The 21,408-nt window shown below is 69.9% G+C and carries 18 protein-coding genes; 7 read left to right on the forward strand and 11 right to left on the reverse strand.

The window, feature by feature from the left end; translation table 11 throughout:
• Window positions 1-8 precede the first annotated feature (8 nt).
• The 7 genes from DFR69_RS17695 to DFR69_RS17725 form a co-directional block, all read right to left on the reverse strand.
• Window positions 9-1,178, reverse strand: coding sequence for a type III polyketide synthase (locus DFR69_RS17695; protein ID WP_110038696.1), 1,170 nt, complete (start codon window positions 1,176-1,178; stop codon window positions 9-11).
• Window positions 1,179-1,225: 47 nt separating this feature from the next.
• Entirely contained in the window at window positions 1,226-2,692 is a 1,467-nt protein-coding gene (locus DFR69_RS17700; protein WP_110038697.1) for a fatty acid desaturase, read from the reverse strand.
• Between the two features lie 250 nt (window positions 2,693-2,942).
• Window positions 2,943-3,752 (reverse strand): LppX_LprAFG lipoprotein, encoded by an 810-nt coding sequence (locus DFR69_RS17705; protein ID WP_244198328.1) that lies wholly within the window; start codon window positions 3,750-3,752, stop codon window positions 2,943-2,945.
• 199 nt (window positions 3,753-3,951) lie between these two features.
• Window positions 3,952-4,851: a helix-turn-helix transcriptional regulator gene (locus tag DFR69_RS17710; protein ID WP_167456306.1), complete on the reverse strand. Its 900-nt coding sequence runs from the start codon at window positions 4,849-4,851 to the stop codon at window positions 3,952-3,954.
• 61 nt (window positions 4,852-4,912) lie between these two features.
• Complete coding sequence (locus tag DFR69_RS17715) at window positions 4,913-6,193, reverse strand: cytochrome P450 (RefSeq protein ID WP_110038699.1); 1,281 nt, start codon at window positions 6,191-6,193, stop codon at window positions 4,913-4,915.
• A gap of 139 nt (window positions 6,194-6,332) precedes the next feature.
• Window positions 6,333-7,424 (reverse strand): mechanosensitive ion channel family protein, encoded by a 1,092-nt coding sequence (locus DFR69_RS17720; protein WP_110038700.1) that lies wholly within the window; start codon window positions 7,422-7,424, stop codon window positions 6,333-6,335.
• A gap of 252 nt (window positions 7,425-7,676) precedes the next feature.
• Window positions 7,677-8,507 carry an SAM-dependent methyltransferase gene (locus DFR69_RS17725; RefSeq protein WP_110038701.1) on the reverse strand — a complete coding sequence of 277 codons (831 nt, stop codon included), beginning with the start codon at window positions 8,505-8,507 and terminating at the stop codon, window positions 7,677-7,679.
• Window positions 8,508-8,666: 159 nt separating this feature from the next.
• On the opposite strand from DFR69_RS17725, the gene DFR69_RS17730 reads away from it, so the two are divergent.
• The 3 genes from DFR69_RS17730 to DFR69_RS17740 all read left to right on the forward strand — a co-directional run bounded on the left by DFR69_RS17730 (window position 8,667) and on the right by DFR69_RS17740 (window position 12,817).
• Complete coding sequence (locus DFR69_RS17730) at window positions 8,667-10,085, forward strand: MFS transporter (protein WP_110038702.1); 1,419 nt, start codon at window positions 8,667-8,669, stop codon at window positions 10,083-10,085.
• A 66-nt stretch (window positions 10,086-10,151) separates the two neighbouring features.
• A complete protein-coding gene (locus DFR69_RS17735; RefSeq protein ID WP_110038968.1) occupies window positions 10,152-11,624 on the forward strand; it encodes a serine/threonine-protein kinase in 1,473 nt (490 codons plus the stop codon).
• Complete coding sequence (locus DFR69_RS17740) at window positions 11,600-12,817, forward strand: DUF7373 family lipoprotein (protein WP_146229307.1); 1,218 nt, start codon at window positions 11,600-11,602, stop codon at window positions 12,815-12,817. Before DFR69_RS17735 ends, DFR69_RS17740 begins: the two co-directional genes overlap by 25 nt.
• A gap of 1 nt (window position 12,818) precedes the next feature.
• Here the strand turns inward: DFR69_RS17740 and DFR69_RS17745 are convergent, their stop codons facing one another.
• Window positions 12,819-13,283 carry a glutathione peroxidase gene (locus DFR69_RS17745; protein WP_279629849.1) on the reverse strand — a complete coding sequence of 155 codons (465 nt, stop codon included), beginning with the start codon at window positions 13,281-13,283 and terminating at the stop codon, window positions 12,819-12,821.
• Window positions 13,284-13,473: 190 nt separating this feature from the next.
• Here DFR69_RS17745 and DFR69_RS17750 point away from each other — a divergent pair, with 190 nt between their 5' ends.
• Both DFR69_RS17750 and DFR69_RS17755 read left to right on the forward strand, forming a co-directional pair.
• Entirely contained in the window at window positions 13,474-14,964 is a 1,491-nt protein-coding gene (locus tag DFR69_RS17750; protein WP_110038705.1) for an FAD-dependent oxidoreductase, read from the forward strand.
• Window positions 14,965-15,118: 154 nt separating this feature from the next.
• Window positions 15,119-16,708, forward strand: coding sequence for a GMC family oxidoreductase (locus DFR69_RS17755; protein WP_186817543.1), 1,590 nt, complete (start codon window positions 15,119-15,121; stop codon window positions 16,706-16,708).
• Window positions 16,709-16,751: 43 nt separating this feature from the next.
• Here the strand turns inward: DFR69_RS17755 and DFR69_RS17760 are convergent, their stop codons facing one another.
• Window positions 16,752-17,099, reverse strand: coding sequence for a DoxX family protein (locus DFR69_RS17760; RefSeq protein WP_110038707.1), 348 nt, complete (start codon window positions 17,097-17,099; stop codon window positions 16,752-16,754).
• 80 nt (window positions 17,100-17,179) lie between these two features.
• Here DFR69_RS17760 and DFR69_RS17765 point away from each other — a divergent pair, with 80 nt between their 5' ends.
• Complete coding sequence (locus DFR69_RS17765; protein WP_110038708.1) at window positions 17,180-18,061, forward strand: sigma-70 family RNA polymerase sigma factor; 882 nt, start codon at window positions 17,180-17,182, stop codon at window positions 18,059-18,061.
• Window positions 18,062-18,142: 81 nt separating this feature from the next.
• Here the strand turns inward: DFR69_RS17765 and DFR69_RS17770 are convergent, their stop codons facing one another.
• Entirely contained in the window at window positions 18,143-18,619 is a 477-nt protein-coding gene (locus tag DFR69_RS17770; protein WP_110038709.1) for an HAD-IIIC family phosphatase, read from the reverse strand.
• 209 nt (window positions 18,620-18,828) lie between these two features.
• Here DFR69_RS17770 and DFR69_RS17775 point away from each other — a divergent pair, with 209 nt between their 5' ends.
• Window positions 18,829-20,052: a PucR family transcriptional regulator gene (locus DFR69_RS17775; protein WP_110038710.1), complete on the forward strand. Its 1,224-nt coding sequence runs from the start codon at window positions 18,829-18,831 to the stop codon at window positions 20,050-20,052.
• A 61-nt stretch (window positions 20,053-20,113) separates the two neighbouring features.
• Here the strand turns inward: DFR69_RS17775 and DFR69_RS17780 are convergent, their stop codons facing one another.
• On the reverse strand, window positions 20,114-21,292 hold the full coding sequence (locus DFR69_RS17780; protein ID WP_110038711.1) for an esterase/lipase family protein: 1,179 nt from the start codon (window positions 21,290-21,292) through the stop codon (window positions 20,114-20,116).
• Window positions 21,293-21,408: the final 116 nt, after the last annotated feature.

Raw genomic sequence — 21,408 nt, forward strand, 5'->3', positions numbered from 1 at the left:
GGTGGCTCTCAGCCGCGGATGACATCGAACACGATGCCCTCGAGGGTGACACCGGGCGCGAACGAGAACGCCACGCCGGTGGAGATCGGGGCCGCCGTGCGCGCGTCGCGGATCATCCGCTCCAGCACGAAGATCAGCGACACACTCAGCATGTTGCCGTGCTCGGCGAGCACGTCCCAACTCGGCGCCGCCAGCTCGGCCGCGATGCCGAGCGAGCGCGCCGACTCCTCGATGATGCGGGGACCACCGGGGTGGATCGCCCACAACTCGATATCGCTCTTCGTCAGCCCGTTGCGCGCGAGCACCTCCGAGACCACCGGGTCGACACCGCGGTAGATGTAGTCGGGCAGGGTGGTCGCCAGCTCGCAGGTGATGCCGTTGTCCTTCACGCCGAGCACGATGCCGTCCTCCGCGTCGTCGAACAGGTGGCTGAAGCTGTCGCGGATCACCACGCTGCCGGCCGCGAGCGGCTGGTGCACCTGGTTGGCGCCGATCACCACCGCACCGCAGCCGTCACCGAAGAGGCTGTGGGTGATCACGTCGTTGACGTCGTCGTCGAACACCGCGTTCACCGAGCTGACCTCGATGCACAGCACCATCGCCTTCTTGTCCGGGTTGGCCCGCACGTAGTCGGCGGCGGCGCGGACCCCGTTCATCGCCGCAGCGCAGCCCATGAAGTTGATGACCATGCGGCCGACCGTCGGCGACAGGCCCAGCTGCTTGACCACCGCGACATCGACGCCGGGCGCGATGAAGCCGGTGCTGGTGACGAAGATCAGCTGGCCGATCTCCGCGGCCGGGTCCACCAGGCCCGCGACCGCGCGCCGGGCCACGTCGACGGCCAGCGGCACCGCGTGCGCGAAGAACAGGTTCATCCGCTCCCTGATCGTGCCGGGGCGGCGGCTGAAGGCGAGGAATTCCGGCTCCAGCGGGTCGACGGCCAGATGCCTGGTGTCGATCCGGGTCTTCTGGTAGATCCGCGGAATCCGCTGCCGCTGAGCGGGATCGGTGAACAGCTCGGCCACGCGGCCGGCGTTCACCGCCTGGTCGACCACCCGCTCGGGCGATCCGGTGGCGACCGACTCGATGACCGCGACGGTGGTCGGCGGGGCGGGCGGGAGCCGATCGTGCCCACGCTCGACGTCGGCCGTTGAGCGCAGGTCAATGGAAACAGACACGGGCACAAGTCCTTTCGAAACAGATGGAGACGGCCACGGAATCGCGGTCAGACGGTTCCGATGCCGGTGAAGCCCTGCACCGTGTAGGTGACACAGGTCTTCAGCGCTGTGGGTGCGCAGTGTTCGCGCACGAGTCCCCACCGGTTCTCCTCCGCCTCGCGCGACGGCGCGAGCAGGTAGGTCCGGCACAGCTTGGGGAAACGATCACCGAAGAAGCTCTTCGCGGGCAGCCATTCCACGCCGAACTTCGCCGACTCCTCGCGCACCACGTCCTCGGTGGCGATGTTGGCGAAACCGCTGCGCTGGAAGGGCAACACGTGATGCACCCGGTGCGAGCTCAGGCCCGCGGAGAGGAAGCAGTCGACGTACTTGTTGCCGACCACCGTCAGGTCGTAGGCCTGCTCGAGCTGGTTGACCGCCCAGTCCTCGGTCTCGGTGTGCAGTTCCTCGGTCGGCACCTCGAAGTCGTGGCTGGCCACCACCATGAAGGTGCTGATCCACAGGGTGATCACGAATTGCAGTGCCCAGGCCCAGAAGTCGCCCGCCACCGTGAAGGCGACGAACTCCGCGACCAACAGGAACCGGACCCCGAAGGAACCGATGAAATGCGGTAGTGCGCCGCGCCAGGTGCCGTACATGTCCTTGATGCCGACCTTGCGGGTCAGGCGGCAGACGTCGAGCAGCCGGATGATCATGCCGGTCAGCAGATGTCCGAACTTGTGCACGGTGTGCACGGGCACCCGGTACAGGCGCGGCACCTGCATCATCATCGTGAAGACGTTCTTCTTGATGTCGACTTCACTCTGCGTGTGCGGGTGGTGCAGCAGGGCGTGCCCGTCGGCGGTGACGAAAGACAGTGCGACATAGTTCATGTCGAACGCGTTCACCGCGTACTTGTTGAGCCCCTTCTGCGCCCGGTGGATCGCGTAGTGGCCGAAGCCTGCCAGCGAACTGCGCAGCAGCACCATCGCGATCACGAAGACCGGCAACGGCATCCAGCTCGTGTCCCACAGCCGCAGGCCCTGCACCGCGAAGTAGGCGAAGATCAGGAACGCGACGACGATGTCGAACGCGCGGTCCATCCGCTTCAGCCGCGCCGCGAGTTCGGGTTCCTTGATCCGGGCCTTGATCTTGTGCAGCAGGTCGTTCTTGTCGTCGAAGGCGTACTTGGGGGTGTCGTCCCAGCTGTTGAAGCCGTCCTTGAACAGGAAGTCCGGCGCGTTGTTCTTGGGGTGGATGTCCTCCGGCGTGGCAGCGCGATCGAGGCTGTAACGCTCGATCATGCGCGCGATCTTTTCCGGATCACGGTGGTACGAACCGATGATCGAGGTGATGTCGCGGTTTTTCGTTCGGCCGATGAAGAATTCACCGCCAGGATGCTTGGAGATCCACTCACTCAGGTCGTAGGCTCTGCCGTTGTAGACCCATACGTTGTTGACGGGAGGCCGACCCCCAGGGCCGGGCGGTGGCGGGAGCTCGCGCTCCTGTTCATCAGGTCGATCATCGATCGTCATGCGTTCTTCCTTCGTGTCGATCGGCGTTCGATGCGTGCTGCCTGCCGACCTGCGTCCCGACACGTATAGTCCTTGTGGCGCCTTGCATCTCGCTGAACATTCTCTTATTGCCGCGGCGGCCGTCGCTACGAAGTTTCGGTCCCCACATGCGACACCCACACGACACACCGGTCCGGGGCCGCGGCCGACACTGCGTGCCAGGCTTCGCAGACCCCGGACCGGTGGTGGTGGGTCCGGAAAACGGCTCGGATCAGCCGGCCGGCTTGACGATGTTGACCGGCTTGGCCCAGTTGGACAGGCCGACGGTGACCTCGCCCTGGTCCTTCTTGACCACGGCGCGAACCAGGTTCGGGCCGTCACCGGTGGACGGCGCGTCCGACGGCTTGGTGGAGTCGGAGGCGGGCGGCGCGGTGTCCTGGATCCACAGGGTGATCGGCATGGTCCCCGCGTTCTCCCCGACGCGCGGCACGATGGGATCGATGACGGCCGAGTCGATGGTGCCCGTGACCTTGACGGTGTTGATGCCGTCGATGACCTCGCGACCCTCGGTCTTGGCGTTCTGGACGTTGGCGATCACGTTCGCGATGCCCTTGTCCTTGTCCAGGATGACGCCCGGATCGTAGACCTTCTCGGCCGGGCCCGCCGGCACGTAGCGGCCGGCGGTCTGGGTGTAGAGGACCTTGTCCACCACGAGGAACTTCGCCTCGGTGAACTCCGATTCCGGGGTGAGCTTGACCTTCGCCTCACCCATCGCGGCGCCGGAGCCCTGGGTCTCGTTGGTGACGTCGGCCGAGACGGTCTCCACGGGGAGGTTCGGCAGGTTGTCCACGTCGATGTTCAGGTGCACGGTGCGCAGGGTCTGCGTGGTCTTCGCCGACTCCTTCACGATCTGCGCGCCGTCGGGCAGCTCGCCGGTCGGCGGAGCGGCGGGCGTGTCCTCGGACGAGGAGCAGCCGGTGACGAGGGCCGCGGCGAGCGCGGCGGCCGCCACGATCGACGTGATGCCGGAGCGACGCGCGAAGCGGCTCCGGGGGGCGGCGTGCGATGTCGATTCGATCAAGTTCATCCCCTGGAGATGTCGTGTATGGCGTTGGTGAGGCAGCCGAAGCTGCCGGCGCCTGCGACATACTAAGCAGACGATCGGACATCTCGCGCTCCCCCGACGGCGATAGTACCGCAGGATCGAAGATTGCGACTTGCTAGTGAGCACAAGAGTTTTCAGGGCGCCCCGAGCCCTGCGATTCGATCATCACCGCAGGTCAGCCGACCGCGTGGGCCTGCCGGACGTGCTCGGTGAACGGTCGGCGACGCTCCTCGTCGGGCATCGCGAGCAGCTTCGCCAGCTTCGCCGCGGCCCTGTCGTCGACCGGAGTGAAGATCTGGATCCACGCGCCCTCGATGACCGGCAGCGACATGCTCGTCATGTGCATCGAGATCGATCCGATCGCCAGGTGCTGGATCACCTTGACGATGTTCGCCGGGACGGCCACGTCGTTGCTGGCCCACAGGGCCGCGAACAGCGCGCTCGCGCCGCACAGTTCCTCGACCAGTTGCTGCCAGGCGGGATCGTCGAGGTGGCGGACGTAGGCACCACGCAGGTAGGCCACCATCCGGCGCAGGTCGGCCTCGTTGTGCTCGTAGGGGTTGCAGCACTCCGGCGTCAGGAACGCCCGGCGCAGCACATTGCGCTCCCCGTCGGTGAATCCGGGGCACAGCGCCCGATACGCGTCGTTGTGGGCGAGGACATCGTATTTCGCGCTGAGCAGGGCCGCCGGCAGCGGGCCGAGCTGGTCGAGGATCATCGGCAGCCCGGGCGGCATCACCGTCTGCGCCGCGGCACTCGGCACCGTCGGCACATCGGCCAGCCGGTACAGATGCGCCTTCTCCACGGGGTCGAGGCACAGCGTCCGCGCGACCGCGTCGAGCACCTGCACGCTGGCGTTGATGGGCCTGCCCTGCTCGAGCCAGGTGTACCAGGTGACCCCGATTCCCGACAGCTGCGCGACCTCTTCGCGGCGCAATCCCGGCGTACGCCTGCGCGGCCCCGGCGGCAGCCCGACATCTCCCGGCGCGATCCTGGCCCGCCGGGACTTCAGGAACGCGCCAAGCTGTGCCCTCCGCTCGGTCCGCACCGCGCGCATGTCGACCACGTCACTCATCGACCCATCGTCGCCCACGCGGATCCAGGTATCCAGGTGGTGCTGGTACCCGTTTCCGGGCTCAACTCACCAGGATCGGCGCACCGTGCACCGGCACATGGGTGATGTTGCGGACCCGGCCCGCCGCGCTCGCGCCCGCGGGCAGCGTCAGGGTGTGCCTGCGCAGGATCTCCTGCAGAACCGCCGCTCCCTCCATCAAGGCGAAACCCGCACCTATACAGCGCCGCACACCACCACCGAACGGGAGCCACGTGTTGGGCGCGACGCTGCCGTCGAGGAAGCGCTGGGGCCGGAACACCGGGTCCGGGTAGGCTTCGGGACGCTTGTGCGCGAGCATGATCGAGGCCGCGACGACGGTCTCGGCGGGGAGCTCGTGGCCGCCGATCGTCATGTCGCGGGTCAGTTTTCGGACGATGCCGCCGATCACCCAGTGGTACCGCAGCGCTTCCTTCATCACTGCTTCGAGGTAGGCGGTGTCGCCGTCGAGCGCCGCCCGGCGAGCGAGCTCCTGCTGCGCGGGATCGGACGCGAGCTCGTGCAGCGCCCAGGCCAGGGCCGAGGACGTCGTCTCGTGCCCGGCCACGAGCAGGGTGACCAGCTGATCGCGCAGTTCCGCGGAGCTGAGCGGGGTATCGGTGTCCGCGCCCGCGGCCAGCAGCCGCGACAACACGTCGGTGCCCTCGTCCGCGCTCGCGGTGCGGCGTGCGTCGATCGCGGCATAGAGCAGGTCGTCCAGGCGGATCTTGTCCTGGCCGAAGCGTTTCCACGGTCCGTGATTCTGCAGGCGTGGATAGCGCGAGCCGAGCAGCGTGAGCGGGGCGATGTCGGTGATTCTCCGCATCGGCGCACTCAGCAGGGCGCGCCTGCCCGGATCGGTCACGCCGAGGACCACCTCGCCGATGACGTCGAGGGTGATCTCGGTCATCGCGTCCAGGCTGTGTACCGGGGTGCCCACCGTCCAGCTCTCGACCCGCGCGGCGGCGATCCGCTCGATCATCGTGCGGTAACCGGCCAGCGCGGACCCGGCGAAGGCGGGCATGAGCAGCCTGCGGGCGCGAGCGTGCTCGGCTTCGTCGGTGATCAGCACGGAATGGTCGCCCAGCAGCGGGCGCAGGATGCCGTTGCTCTCCCCCGCGTGCAGGTCGGCCGGGGAGGCCGCGAAGATCTCGCGAATGTGCTCGGGCCGGGTGAACACGACGAGGTGTCGGGCATAGGGCGGCACCATCCGCACGGTGAAGGTGTCGCCGTACCGGCGGGTCGCGGCGGTCAGGAACCGTTCTCGCGCAAGCACATACCGGATCGTCTGCAGAATCCGGGGAGCGCGGGGGCCGGGCGGATACATGGGCAACCATCCTCTCCTCGTTTCCACGGTAGCCCAGCCGCCCACCGGCATCCCGGTTTCGCGCTTCACCCCTCGGCTCCCGGCGACGACGTGACGAGAGGAGCACGCCTCGGCGGCCGCGGAACAATCGTCGCGGTTGTCAGCGTGCTCGGATCTCGTCGTGGTCGAAGCCGCTCGACGGCAGGGCGGCGTCGGTGCTCGTGGTGACGACCGAGGTGGGGATCTTCGGGAGGGCGTGGGGGTGGTGGGTGCCGAGCCAGTCGAGGAGTTCCTCGCGGACGGCGCAGCGCAGGGTCCAGGCGTCGTCGGCGTTCGGGGTGGACATGGCGGCGCGGACGACGATGTTGGTCGGGGTGCTGTCGGTGACCAGGAGGTTGGCGCTGCGGCCGTCCCATTCGGGGCGGGTGCGCAGGTAGGCGTGCAGGTGGTCGCGCAGCAGGGGGATCGGGGTGCTGTGGTCCAGGTGCAGCAGGACCGTGCCGGTGACTTCCGGGCCGCCGCGCGACCAGTTCTCGTACGGCTTGCTGTTGAAGTAGGAGACCGGCATGGTGAGCCGGCGGTCGTCCCAGATCCGGACCGTGAGGAAGGCCAGGCTGATCTCCTCGACGGTGCCCCACTCGCCTTCCACGACCACGGTGTCGCCGATCTTCACCGAGTCGCCGAAGGCGATCTGCAGGCCGGCGATGAGATTGCTCAGGGTCGACTGCGCGGCGATGCCCGCGACGATGCCGATCACGCCCGCCGAGGCCAGCAGCGAGGTGCCCAGCGTACGCAGACCGGGGAACAGCAACAGGATCGCCACGGCCGCGGTGGTCACGACGAGCAGTGAGGTCACCACGCGGCGGACCAGCCCGAATTGCGTGCGCAACTGTCGCACCCGGGAGATCTCCCTGGTGCGTTCGGCGTAGCGGCGCAGGAGATGTTCGGCGACCAGATCGGCCACCCGGACCACCAGCCACGCCGCGGCCAGGACGACCGCGGCGCCGAGAACGTTGCGGACGACGGTGTCGTGGCGGGGATCCAGTTCCGCCAGCGGCGCGGCGGCGTGCAGGACCACCACGCCGAGCAGGACCTGCAGCGGCAGTTGCGCGCGCCGCAGCGACAACGGAAGCTGTCCACCGGACCCGCGGCGCGCGCTGACCCGCAGCAGCCGATCGATCGCCAGCCGCACCAGCACCGTGACCGCCACGGTCGCGACCACGACGATCAGCGGCCGAAGAATGTCCTCCACGAGATCGAACTCCTCTCGTCGCCGCCCGGGATGAGCTGTGCCACCGGCTGTCCCGGTCGCACGCGACCGAGGCCGGGCCGGCTCGCCGACCACGCGTGTGGACGGACCGTCGGTCGCTGGTGCCCGGATACCCGTTCCCCGGCGCGATCGACATGACGATCCCGTTGCTCCGGCGCACCCCCGGACGCCGACCGGCGGAGTGCGTGGGCGCACTCCGCCGGAAGGTGGGGGTCGGATCAGCTGCCGGTTCGATCAGCGCTTGCGGCCGACACCGCCGACGATGCAGTTGCGAACGGCGTTGAGCGGCGTCAGGTGCGGGCCGTCGGGCCACCAGTCGTCGCAGCGGACCAGGCCGGGCTCGACCATCTCGAGGTCGCCGAACATCGCCTGGATCTCGTCCCTGGTACGGAAGCGGCCGCTGCCCATCGGGCTGTGGATGAACTTCTCTTCCATCTTGCGGGCCAGCTCGGTGTATTCGGGCGTCCGCGGGTCGTAGAAGTGGGCGATGGCGACGAACGAACCCGACGGCAGCGCATCGATGTAGGTCTGCATCAGCGCCGGTCCGTCGTCACCGAGGTAGTGGTGCAGGGTGCCGATGTGGAACAGCGCCAGCGGGCGGGTGAAGTCGATGGCGTTGCGCACGGTCTTGTTACCGAGCACCTCGAGCGGCCGGAAGATGTCGGCCTCGGCGATCTTGGTGCGGCTGTTGCTGGCCAGCAGCGCCTCCGCGTGCACCAGCACCGAGGGGTCGTTGTCGACGTAGACCACCCGCGACTGCGGGTTGACCCGCTGCACCACCTGATGGGTGTTCTCCGCGGTCGGCAAACCGGACCCGAGGTCCAGGAACTGGTCGATGCCCGACTTGGCGAGGAACCGGCACGCGCGGATGAGGAAGTCGCGGTTCGCCCACGCCAGGTCGTTGACCTGCGGCGCGACCGTGCGGACCTGGGCCAGCACCTCGCGATCGACCTCGTAGTTGTCTTTGCCGTTGAGCGCGGCATCATAGACACGCGCGATGCTCGCGCGTGTGGTGTCCACCCCGACCGGAACTGAGCTGGGGTAGGCGGCAGAGGATTGCGACATCGGGCGCCTCCGGGCTTGGACCGACTGTACGAAATCAGCGTAGAGCATCGGTTCCGTTGGTACAGAAGCTATCCCGCTCGCCGCCGGTAGCCGGGTGGTGGCGGTACCCGTGTCGACGGACTCCTGGTCGGTCCCCGCCGACGCGGTCACGATCAGGGTATGACCCAGACCATCGCGCCCCCACCGGCGTTCGAAGCCCCGGCGGGCAGGCGCGCCGTGGCCGTGCTCGTCGTCATTCTCACCGGCCAGTTCATGGCGGTGCTCGACGCCGCCATCGTCAATGTCGCCATCCCGTCGATCCGCGCCGACCTGGCCACGGGCGGCGCGGCGCTGCAGCTCATCGTGGCCGGTTATGTCATCGCGTACGCGGTGCTGCTGATCAGCGGCGCGCGGCTCGGTGACCGGGTCACCCAGCGCCGGGCGTTCCTCGCCGGGCTCGCGGTGTTCACCCTCGCCTCGCTCGCCTGCGGTCTCGCGTGGGACGCGGTGTCGCTCATCGTGTTCCGCTTCGCGCAGGGCGCGGGCGCGGCGGCGATGGTGCCGCAGGTGATGACCCTGATCCAGCGCACCTTCACCGGGACGGCCAGGGCCAGGGCGCTCAGTTTGTACGCGGCGATCATCTCCGGGGGCATGGTCGCCGGGCAGATCCTCGGCGGCTTGATCGTGGACGCCGATGTGGCGGGCAGCGGCTGGCGCGGGGTGTTCCTGGTGAACGTGCCGATCGGGGCGGCGCTGCTGGTCGTAGCGCCCCGCGTGCTGCCCGCCACCGCGCCGCGCGTCGAACGCCGGCTGGATCTGTCCGGCCTGCTGACCCTGACCGCCACCGTGCTGCTGCTGGTCGTGCCGCTGGTCCTCGGCCGGGAGCTCGGCTATCCGGCGTGGTCGTGGCTGTGTGTGGCCGCGGGCGTGCTCGCAGTGGTGGTGTTCGCCGGGATCGAACGCCGGGTGGCCGCGCGCGGCGGTGAGCCGCTGTTCTCGCCGAGGGTGCTCGCCGCGCCGGGGCTGTTGCTGACGGCGGCGACGCTGCTGCTCATCATGACGAGCTTCGGCGGCTGGCTGTTCGCGACGGCGATCCATCTGCAGGGCGAGCTCGGCTACACGGCACTGCGTGCCGGTGTGCAGTTCCTGCCGATGGGCGTCACCTTCGCGCTGGCCGGCCTGTACTGGGAGCGGCTCCCCGCGCGCTGGCACCCCGGCATGATTCCGGGGGGACTGCTGCTCAGCGCGGTGGCGCCGGCCTGGCTGGCGGTGCTGCTGCGCGACGGCGCGGCCCTCGGTCCCGCGGCGGCAGTCGCGCTGGCGCTGCTCGGGCTCGGTACCGGTCTCGCGTTCAGTCCCTTGATGACCCGGGCGCTGGCGAGTGTGCCGATCGCAGTGGCGGCCGACGCCAGCGGCATTCTCGTGACGAGCGTGCAGCTGGGCATGGTCGTGGGGATCGCGGCCTTCGGTTCGGTGTTCTTCGCGCTCGTCGCCACCTCGGCGGTGGGGGCCGCGCAGGCGGTCCAGCTGCTGGCGGCGGGGACCTCGGCGGTGGCTGCGGTGTTCGCCGCGCTCGCGGTGCGGCGCACCCGCCGCTGATCCGCTGACCCGGCCGACCCCGCGCACCGGCCGCGGGGTCGACGCTCGTGCGTTAGCGTGATCGTCATGCACGAGCTCCAGGCCGGTGTCGTGTTCGCCGGCTATCGCGTCGAGCGGGTGCTCGGGTCGGGTGGGATGGGCAGTGTGTACGCGGCGCGGCATCCGCGGCTGCCGCGCGTGGTGGCCCTGAAGCTGCTGCACTCCTCCGTCGCCGCCGATCCGGTGTTCCGCGGCCGGTTCGAGCGCGAGGCCGAGCTCGCGGGGCGCCTCGATCATCCCAATATCGTCGCCATTCACGATCGCGGGTCCGAGGCGGGCCGGCTGTGGATCGCGATGCAGTACGTGCCGGGCAGCGATGTCGAGACGGTGCTGCGGGCCGGACCGCTGGCCCCGGAGTGGGCCCTGCACATCGCCGGATCCACCGCCGCCGCGCTCGATCACGCGCACGCCGCCGGGCTGCTGCACCGCGACGTGAAGCCGGCCAACATCCTGCTGCGCGAGTACGCGGCCGGGGTGAACGCGCAGCAGGTGCTGCTCACCGACTTCGGGATCGCGAAGGCGATCGACGAGGGCACCGCGCTGACGCAGACCGGTTCGCTCGTGGCGACGCTGCGCTACGCCGCGCCCGAACAGCTCGACGGGCGCCCCCTCGGCCCTCGCTCGGACCAGTATTCGCTGGCGTGCACGCTGTTCCATCTGCTCACCGGTCATCCGCCCTACACCGCGACGAACGCGGGCGCCTTGATCGGGGCCCACCTGATGCAACCGGTGCCGCCGATCAGCGCGCGCACCGGCCTGCCCGCCGCGCTGGACGCGGTGTTCGCGCGGGCGATGGCGAAGGATCCCGCGCATCGGTTCGCCAGTTGCGGCGAGATGGTCGCCGCGGCGAACGCGGCGCTGACAGCCGGCGTCGCTCCGCCGCCCGCTCCCCCGTCGCACGGCCCGCCGCCGGACGCGCGGCCCGCGCCTCGGCTCCGGATCGCGTGGTCACTCGGCGCCGCGGCACTGGCAGTGGCGGTGACGGTCGGCGCGGTCGTGCTGTTCGCCGACCGGTCCGGCACCCCCGGTGGCGACCCGACCGGCACCACGGCGCCGCCGCCCACACCGACCACCGCGGTCGACGCCTGGGCGGCGGGCAGGCCGACGATCGCCCTGTTCCCCGATCTCCTCCCGGCCGGCCCCGACGCCGAGGGCTACCGGGCGCTGCGGTGCAGTTTCGCCACGAAGAACCCGGGCGCGGTGTGGGACAACGGCTTCAACTGCACCGACCGCGAGAAGGTGAATCTGCAGGTCCTCGACCATCGCGACGCCGAGACCGTCGACGAGTACGTGGGCACACTCGCGCCGGGAACATCCGAATCGCTGCGCACCCGGTACGGGGAGGCGATCACCGTGCGCCGGTTCAACGGCTCGGACGGGCCGTGGCTGCTGGTGCGGTTCGACGCGGCGCCGCGTTCCCGGGTGCTGCTGCAGGTGTATTGGAAGGGTCGCACCCATCAGGAGATGATCGACGAATGGCTCACCACCGCGCCCCTGTGATCTCGCGCCTGGCACTCGGCGCGCTGGCCGTCGTGCTCGCCGGCTGCGGCACCGTCGACGGCGCCGCCACGCCCGGGGAGATCGATGTCCGCACGCTCGCGGTCGGCAAGTACACGACCGCGCCCGCCGATGTCGAGGCCGCCCGCGCACCCACCGACGGACCGGTCCTGGAGGGCCTGCGGATGGCTGGCGCGGTGGTGCTGCCCCACGAGGTCGACCCGGCGCTGACCCACGACTGGGGTACCGATGTCGTCGACAGCCCGGCCAAGGCCGCCGACGTCTCGGCCATCTCGAACGTGAATCTGCCGACGCTGGAACGGCATCGGATGATCGTGGCCTTCGATGTCGCCCGGGGCGACCGGGCCTTCGACAGCAAGGTCCGCGCGATCGACACCGACGCGCGCGTCGCCCGGATCGTGCTGTTCCGTTTCCCCGGCGCGGCCGCCGCCGAGACCGCGGCCAGAGAACTCGAGGCCACCGATTTCGGCGTGAGCCCGGACAATCAGCCGGTGCCGATCCCCGGACATCCGACGGCCCACGCGCACTGGCGGCCCGGCGTGAAGACCATCGGGGCGACCTACGCCGAGGGCGAGATCGTGGTGAGTGTGTTCCTGCAGCACCCGACGCCCGACATCGACGCGCTCGCCCGCAGGGTGGCCGCGATCCTGGACGCGCAGAAACCGCTGCTCGAGCGGTTCATGCCGAGCGCGCCCGACCGCATCGCCGACCTCCCCCGCGATCCCGACGACCTGTTGCGCCGCACCCTGATCCCGGGACCGGCCAATCAGCGGATCGCCATCTCCTCGCGCGAGTACGCCGCGTGGCCGGGCCGGGCGAGCCTGCACTTCCGCCCGAGCGCGCCCGCCGAACTCGCCGCCGCGTGGGATCGCGGCGGCGTGGACAGCGTCGCGAATTCCTACACCACGGACCTGTTCCGGTTCCGGGACGAGAACGCGGCGCGCGAGTTCGGCGTCACCTGGCACGAGACGCTCAGCGCGGCGGCGCATCCCGTCGCCGGGCCCGACCGCGTCCCCGGCGCCCGCTGCGCCGAGCGGCGCGCGGGCGACGAACCGGCGGTGGTGCGCTGCTACGTGAACTACCGGCGCTACGGCGCGTTCGTCAGCGGGTCGGAGGCGACCGGGGTGCGTCAGCAGGCCGCCGCGCAGTACGCCTTGCTGGCGAACGCGCAGTAGCTCAGAGCTGGGCTTCGATCGCGGCGACCAGCTCGGTCGCGTCGGGGGTGACCGTCGGCCGGAAGCGGCCGGCCACCGTGCCGTCGCGGCCGATGAGGAACTTCTCGAAATTCCACTGGACGTCACCCGCGCTGCCGTCGGCGGCCGGGGTCTCGACCAGCGCGGTGTAGAGCGGGTGCCGGTCGTCGCCGTTGACGTCGGCCTTGGCCAGCAGCGGGAAGTCGACGCCGTAGGTGACCGCGCAGAATTCCTGGATCTCCTCGGCGGTGCCCGGCTCCTGGCCCATGAACTGGTTGCAGGGGAAGCCGACGACGGTGAAACCGCGCTCGCCGTAGGTCTTCTGCAGTTCGACCAGTCCGGTGTACTGCGGGGTCAGGCCGCACTTGGAGGCCACGTTGACCAGCAACACGGCCCGGTCGCCGGCCAGCGCGCCGAGTGTGGTGTCGTCCCCGTTCAGGGTCCGCACCGCAATGTCTTTCACGTTCGTACTCACCACAACACCACCAGTTCTCGTCCCGTGTCGGTTCGATCGTCACCGTACCGGAGCCGATCGGTGCGCGAGAGTCCCGCTGTCCGGGAAATCTGTAACACGTTCTTGTTTTGTCGGCGGGGAGGCGGCACCATTTCGGTACACACACCCGAGCACCGGAGGCACCGTGACCGAGCAACCCCACCGGATCGACACCGTCCGCCCGCTGCGCGCACACGAGGTGACGAACTGGGACTTCGAGGCCGACGTGGTGGTCGCCGGGTTCGGCATCGCGGGCGTGTGCGCGGCGATCGAAGCCGCCAGGGCGGGCGCGCGGGTCCTGATCCTGGAGCGCACCGGCGGCTGGGGCGGCGCCGCGGCCCTCGCGGGCGGGTTCGTCTACCTGGGTGGCGGCACCCCGCTGCAGCAGGCGCTCGGGTTCGACGACACCCCCGAGAACATGGCGGCGTTCCTCACCGCGGCCCTTGGCCCCGGCGTCGACACCGCCAAGATCGAGGACTACTGCGCGGGCAGCGTCGAGCACTACAACTGGCTGGTCGAGTGCGGTGTGCCGTTCAAGGAGTCGTTCTGGGGCGAGCCCGGCTGGGAGCCGCCGCACGACGAGGGCCTGATGTACTCCGGCGGCGAGAACGCCGCGCCGTTCCTCGACATCGCGAAGCCGGCGCCGCGCGGTCACGTTCCGCAGATGGCGAACAAGAAGACCGGCGAGCGCAGCGGCGGCTACATGCTGATGAAGCCGCTGGCCGACACCGTCGCCGAACTCGGCGTCGAGGTCGAGTACGACACCCGCATCCGCAGGCTCGTCGTCGACGACGAGGACCGCGTGGTCGGCCTGCTGGCGACCAAGTACGGCAAGACCGTGACGGTGCGGGCGGCGCGCGGCGTCGTCCTGGCGACCGGCAGCTTCGCCTACGACACCGAGATGATCGATCGCTACACCCCGCGCCTGAGCGGGCGTCCCGGCGCCGCCATCGAGGAACACGACGGCATCGGCATCCGGCTGGCGCAGGCGCTGGGCGCCGAGCTGGCCCACATGGACGCCAGCGAGGTCGCGATCTTCGGTGATCCGCAGATGATGGCGCGCGGCATCCTCGTCAACGGGCGCGGCCAGCGCTACGTCACCGAGGACACCTACCCCGGCCGGATCGGCCAGGCCACGCTGCTGCAGAACGACAACCAGGCCTTCCTGGTCATCGACGAGGCCTCGCTCGAGGAGGCTCTCGCCACCGAGAGCGCGACCCCGTTCTTCCGGTTCCCGCCCAAGTGGGTGGCCGAGACCGTCGCCGAGCTCGAGTCCGAGATGGGGCTGCCCGAACAGACCCTGCAGACCACGGTCGACACCTACAACCGGCACGCGGCGAACGGCAGCGACCCGCTGCTGGGCAAGAAGCCCGAGTGGGTCCGTCCGCTGACCCCGCCGCTGGCCGGGTTCGATCTGCGCGGATTCACGGCCGGATTCACCCTCGGCGGGCTGCGTACCGATCTCGACTCCCGCGTCCTGCACGTGAGCGGCGAACCGATCGCCGGGTTGTACGCGGCGGGGAGGTGCACGTCCGGGCTGTGCGCGTACGGCTACGTCAGCGGGGCCTCGCTGGGCGACGGCAGTTTCTACGGCCGCCGCGCGGGCAAGGCCGCCGCGGCCTCGGGCACCGACTGAACCGCACCCCGCCCGCCGGGCCGCCACTGTCAGTACGCTGCTTGCAACGCCGGGGCCGGACGACGAGTCCGGCTGTGCGCACGGGTATTTCAGCCCGTGCGCACGGTGCGTTCAGTTGGCCACGACAGCAGCAGTACAGGATCGGAGTTGGACAGTGCAAGCAGGTGGGACGTCCGCGGATTACGTGATCGTCGGCTCCGGGTCGGCGGGGGCGGTGCTCGCGAATCGGCTCAGCGCCGACCCGGACACCACGGTCGTGCTGGTGGAGGCCGGTCCGGCCGATGACGACAAGTTCGCCCACATTCCGGCGGCCTTCTCGAAACTGTTCCGCACCGAGCGCGACTGGGACTATCTGACCGAGCCGCAGCCGGCTCTCGGGGATCGCCGGATCTACTGGCCGCGCGGCAAGACATTCGGCGGTTCCTCGTCGATGAACGCCATGATGTGGGTGCGCGGATTCCGCGCCGACTACGAGGAGTGGGGGCTCCTCGCCGGCGAGAAGTGGAACTTCGCGGCCGCGGTGGAGCAGTTCCGCAAGATCGAGAAGGTGCAGGACGCGCAGTTCCCCGACGAGGGCACGCACGGGCCGCTGCACGTGCAGCGCCAGCGCAGCCCGCGCGCGTCGACGCACGCCTTCCTGGAGGCCGCGCGCCAGGCCGGCCACGATCTCGAGTCGCCGAACCGTCCCGCACCCGAAGGCTTCTCGCAGACGATGGTGACCCAGCGCGACGGCAGGCGCTGGAGCACCGCCGACGCCTATCTGCGCCCGGCGATGAAGCGGGCCAACCTGACCGTGCGCGCGGAGTCGCTGGCCACCCGGGTGCTGTTCGAGGGCACCAGGGCCGTCGGTGTCGAGTACCTGCACGCGGGCCGGACCCACACCGTCACCGCCGCCAAGGAGGTCATCCTCTGCGGTGGCGCGGTGAACAGCCCGCAGCTGCTGCAGCTCTCGGGCATCGGCGACCGGGAGGATCTGAAGGAACACGGCATCGAGGTCGTCGCCCACTCCCCCGAGGTCGGCGCAAACCTGCAGGATCACCTGATCACCGCCCTCGGCTACAGCGTCGACGGTGATTCGTTGTTCACGGCGGAGAAGCCGCTCGAACTGATCAACTACCTGGTGCGGCACCGCGGCATGCTCACCTCCAATGTCGGTGAGGCGTACGGGTTCGTGCGCAGCGAACCCGAGCTCGAACACCCCGATCTCGAGCTCATCTACGCGCCCGCGCCGTTCTACCACGAGGGTCTGGTCGAGGCGACCGAGCACGGCGTGGTGCTCGGCGCCATCCTGTTGCGTCCGCGCAGCCGCGGCCGGATCGGGCTGGCCTCGGCCGATCCGACGGCCAAGCCGGTGATCGATCCGCGGTACCTGTCCGATGCCGAGGGCGCCGACCGCGCCGCGCTGCTGGCCGGGTTGCGGGTGTGCGCCCGCCTGGCCGAACAGCCCGCGCTCAAGAGCGCGCTCGGGCCGCTGATCTACCCGCCGCAGGCGCCGGAGGATCTCGAGGAGGCCATGGCGTTGAGCCTCGAGCAGTTCTCGCACACGCTCTACCACCCGGTCGGCACCTGCCGGATGGGGACCGACGCCGCCAGCGTGGTCACCCCGGAGCTGAAGGTGCGCGGGGTCGAGGGGCTGCGCGTCGCGGACGCCTCGGTGATGCCGTTGATCATCCGTGGCCACACCAACGCGCCGGCGATCCTCATCGGTGAGCAGGCCGCGGACTTCATCCTGGCCGGTTCCTGACCCACCGGTGGTGGCCCGCCGGTACTGCGCGCCACCACCGGTGTCACACCAGCGTGGCGGCGACCAGTGAACCGGCGGCGAGCAGCAGGTACGGCAGCGGGTAGCCCAGGTGGCCGTACCAGCGCGCCCGCAGCACGGTCAGTTCCGCACAGACGAAGTACACGACCAGCCCGGCTGCGGCGGCGATCGCCAGCGGCCGGTAGAACAGGCCGACGAGCAGGCCGATCCCGCCCGCCGCCTTGATCACCGCCAGCGGCGTGAGGGTCCAGGGCGCGACGCCGTAGTGGCGCATGTTCTCGCGTACCCAGTCGGCACGGACCACATCGACCGCGGCGGCGGTCAGCGCGGCCACGGCCGCGAGCACGGTGACGACGACGAAGACGGTATGCATCGGACAGTTCCTCCGGTCTACGGTGAGCGACGGCGAGTGCCGTCGTCTTCCTGACGAACGGGCCGACGGAAAGGTGACCGATGCGCGCGGATTCGCTGGCGACGGCGTTCGAGCGGCGCCGCGTGCGGCTGCGCGCGCTGGCCTTGCGGCTGCTCGGGTCCACCGCGGAGGCCGACGACGCGGTCCAGGAGACCTGGCTGCGGCTCGATCGCGCGGCCACCACCGCGATCGGTGACCTCGACGGCTGGTTGACCACGGTCCTGACCAGGATCTGCCTGGACGCGCTGCGGACACGTACGCGCCGAGCGGAGACCACCGACACCGTCGCGGCCGGCGTCGTCGCCAGCGGCCGCGGGGTCGATCCCGAGGACGAGGCCCTGCTCGCCGACGCGGTCGGGCGGGCGCTGGTGGTGGTCCTGGACACGCTCGGTCCCGAGGAGCGTGTCGCGTTCGTGCTGCACGATCTGTTCGCGGTGCCGTTCGCCGACCTCGCACCGATGGTGGGGCGCACGCCCGCCACGGCCAAGAAACTGGCCAGCCGGGCGCGGGCGCGCGTGCATGCCCCGGCGCGGTTGGGCGCGGTCGAACTGACAGCGCACCGCCGCGCGGTGGCGGCGTTCCTGCGCGCGGCCCGCGAGGGGGATCTGGCCGGGCTGCTGGCGATCCTCGCCCCGGACGTGGTGCGCACCGCCGATCCGGCGGCGCTGGCGCCGGGGATGGCGGCGCTCGTGCGCGGCGCCGCCGAGGTCGCCGAGGGCGCGCTCGCGTTGCGGCAGCGCTCGCGCGACGCGGTGGAACTGCTCGTCGACGGGCTCCCCGGCCTGGTGGTGGCGGTCGAGGGCAGGCCGTTGTTCGCGGTGACGTTCACCGTGCGCGCGGGGCTGATCAGCGCCTACGACGTGGTGGCCGCCCCGGACCGGCTGGCGGAACTCACCCTGGCACTGCCGCCGCGGCAACCCTGAACCCCCGCCGTTTCGGCACTCGATGCAAGATTGCGGCAGGTGCGGCTCAGCAGGCGATGCGCATCGGCATCGTTCGCACGTTCAGAGCGCGGGGACGCGCGCGAAACCCAGTGGCGGCGTGGGCAACCGGTCCGACCGCAGGTCGTGACGGAAATCGGGCAGCAGCGGCAACATGTCGACGTTGCGCGCCGCATAGCAGCGCACCATCGGCAGCGCGCGCGACACCTCGGCGCGTTCCACCGGCTCGACGTCGAGGAAGGCCATCGCCTCCAGCCCGAGGCCGAGGGTGTCGGCGATCCGCACGATCGAGGCCGACTTGCGCCCCCACCCCACCTCGACCGCCGAGAACATCTCGTACAGGCCGTGCCGGTACAGCGTCCGCAGTGTCCGCGCACGGTCGCCCCGTGCGGCGACCGCGTGCAGTACCCCGCGCTCGCTCAACTTCGTCAGCGTCCGCAGCGCCTCAGGGCGCAGCGCGGTGCTGGTCGAGTCGTGGACCACACCGTCCCACAGGGTTTCGTCCAGTTCCCAGACCAGACAACGGACGGCAGGTCGCATGGTGGTGCCCCTATCGGTTCGTTCCGGCGCGGAGAACTCTACAACCACTCATAGCCGGGGACCAGACTTGTGACCGGTCACCACGTGGGCCCGCCGCGCGCGCGTCGGCACCCCAGAACCTGACGTTCCATTCCGGCATCGGCACCGGTTGGCTAGGGTGAAGTCGCTGGACAGCGGGGGTGAGCAGGACTCGGGCGAAGGGAACTCAGATGACGGTCGACAATCGACCTCGGCAATCGCTGACCATTTCCGGTCAGCCGATGTCGTCGCCGTTGAAAGATGTCCGGACACTCTCCCGGCAGATGGTCGGCCACTTCGTCGCCAATGTCGTGCCCTGCGGCACGCTGCCGGGCGACGCCATCTCCGGCGACGTCACCACCATCACCCGCATCTGTCTCGAGTTCGCCGTGAGCATGCTCGACGGGCGCGACATCCCGAACAAGCTGCAGCGCCTGCAGGACGCGGCCAGCGGCTGGGCGCGCGAAGGCGTGCCGATCGACACCATCCACCACTCCATCGCCGAGGGTTTCAAGATGGGCCTGGACCTGGTGGTGTCCAACGCCTCGGTGAAGGACTACGACAACCTGGTCGACGGCGTGAAGATGGTGATGGAGATGCTCGACACCATCACCGCGCAGGTGTCGCTGGCCTATGTTCGCGAACTGCGCGGCGTTGTGAGCGAACACCACACCGCCGTGCACACGCTGACCTCCGCGCTGCTCGGCGGGCACAGCACCTCCACCATGGCCAGGGAATGCGGCATCGCCATCGCCGAGTCCTACGCCGTGCTGGCGCTGGCCATCCCCCCGCACCGCGAGGAGGCCAATCCCGCGCTCGACACCAAGGTCGTGGCCCGCCGCAAGCTGCGCCGGGTGCAGGCCGAGCTGGCCAAGCGGTGTGGCGACACGGCGTTGTCACTGCTCAGCGTTGACGGCGGCACGGTCCTCATCCCCGCCGACACCTTCGATCGCGAGGGTCTGGCCGCGCTCGTGGCCCAGCTCTCGCAGGCAGCTCAGGTCGGCATCACCGCGGCTCTGGTCGAGACCTCGACCACCGGCGTCCCCGACGCCGCCGACCAGGCGCACGAATTGCTGGACATGGTGCAGCGCCTCGAGGTGACCTCGGGCCTGTACCGCTTCGACGAACTGGCCCTGGAGTACCAGCTCACCCGCCCCGGGCCCGGCCGCGAGTTCCTCGGTTCGCTCCTCGATCCGCTGGACCAGTACCCCGAACTGCTCGAGACGCTGCAACGCCACATCGCCAACAATCTGAACCGGCAGCGCACCGCCCGGGTGCTGCACGTGCACACCAATACCGTGGACTACCGGCTCAAGCGGATCGGTCAGCTCACCGGTTTCGACCCGACCCAGCCCTCCGGTCTGTGGTACCTGCGCTCGGCGCTGGTCGCCCGCACGTATCGCGCCGCCGCCTGATCCCTCCCACGACGAAGGCGCTGCCCGCCGATCACGGACAGCGCCTTCGCGTGCGTCCGGGTCAGAGCGAGCCACCACCTCCGATCAGCCACGGATTGAACGTGCAGGCGAGCTCGTGATTGCCCGACGGGTCGATGGCCCGCAGCGCGATCGACAGCGCCCGCGGCGAATACATCATCGTCAGGTGGTCGGAGACGTCCTGCTCACACCCCTCCTGGAGGGTGATGTTGTCGACGGTGGCACCGGGGCCGGGCTTCAGGAAGGTCAGGTCGTAGGGGTTGGTGACCTCGTCGTAGCGGGTGCCGACCACCGTGTAGTCGACGCCGGCGACGGTGTCGCCGTTCGCGTTGAGCTGGTTGACGAAATCCGAACCGATGGTCTGCTGGATGCCCGCGTGCCCGACGAAGATCTCGATCAGGCCGAGGATGTCGATGCCCAGATTGTTGATCGCGCGGCCGAGTGCGCCGATGCCGTCGAGGCTCGTGCCGTGATGGGTGGCCCCGAAGGTGACCAGATTCTTCACCTTGGCCGCGCCGCCGTCGAACTTGGTGTACCAGTTGGCCATCGAGCCGCCCTGGGAGTGGGCGATCAGGTCGACCTCCTCGGCCCCGGTGGCCGCGAGCACACGGTCGACGAACACGGCCAGCTGGTCCGCTGAGTCCTGGATGTAGCCGGTCCCCATCACACCGGGCAGCACCGAGCCGAGCCCGCCGCCCTCGACCAACCCGGAGCGGCCGTAGTTGAAGGTGAACGTGCACAGACCGGCGTCCTTGATGGGCTGCCCCATGAACGCGTACCCGTTGTAGGCGTTCATCCAGGTGCCGTGCAGCAGCACCACCGGGCGCGGCTTCTCGGCCGTCGGCTTGCAGTTCCAGTCGTTGGCCCCGGGCGGGGCCGCGTCGCCGTTGGCCAGGCCGTAGGCGAAGGCACCGAGGAACGAGGTCTGTGCCGGCCCGTGTCCCACGGTGTCGGTGGACTTTCCACCCGAGGACCCCGAGCTGGACCCGGAACCGCCGTAGCAGTCCCCCGATCCGTTGCCCGAGCCGGCGCCGCTGCCGGAGGTGCAGGCGGACCCGCTCGGTCCTGCGACCTGACGGCCCTCGGAAATGATGTCGGCGAGTGCCTGCTCGGTGGGCGCCGGGGACGCGGCGGCCCCCGGCCCGGTGAGCGCGACAGCGAGCGCGCCGACGCCGGTGAGCACCGCCGTGTGCAGCGTCCGTCTGCGACTGGGAGATTTCATCGTTGGCGTATCTTCCTGTGCGATTCGAGAAATGCGAATGGCTTTGTCGAAACCGCACCGAACATAAGGCCGGGAAATCTCGGTATTTTCGCTCTCCGCGGTGTTCTGGGCAGTTC

Source organism: Nocardia neocaledoniensis, assembly GCF_003182135.1.
Lineage (GTDB): Bacteria > Actinomycetota > Actinomycetes > Mycobacteriales > Mycobacteriaceae > Nocardia > Nocardia neocaledoniensis.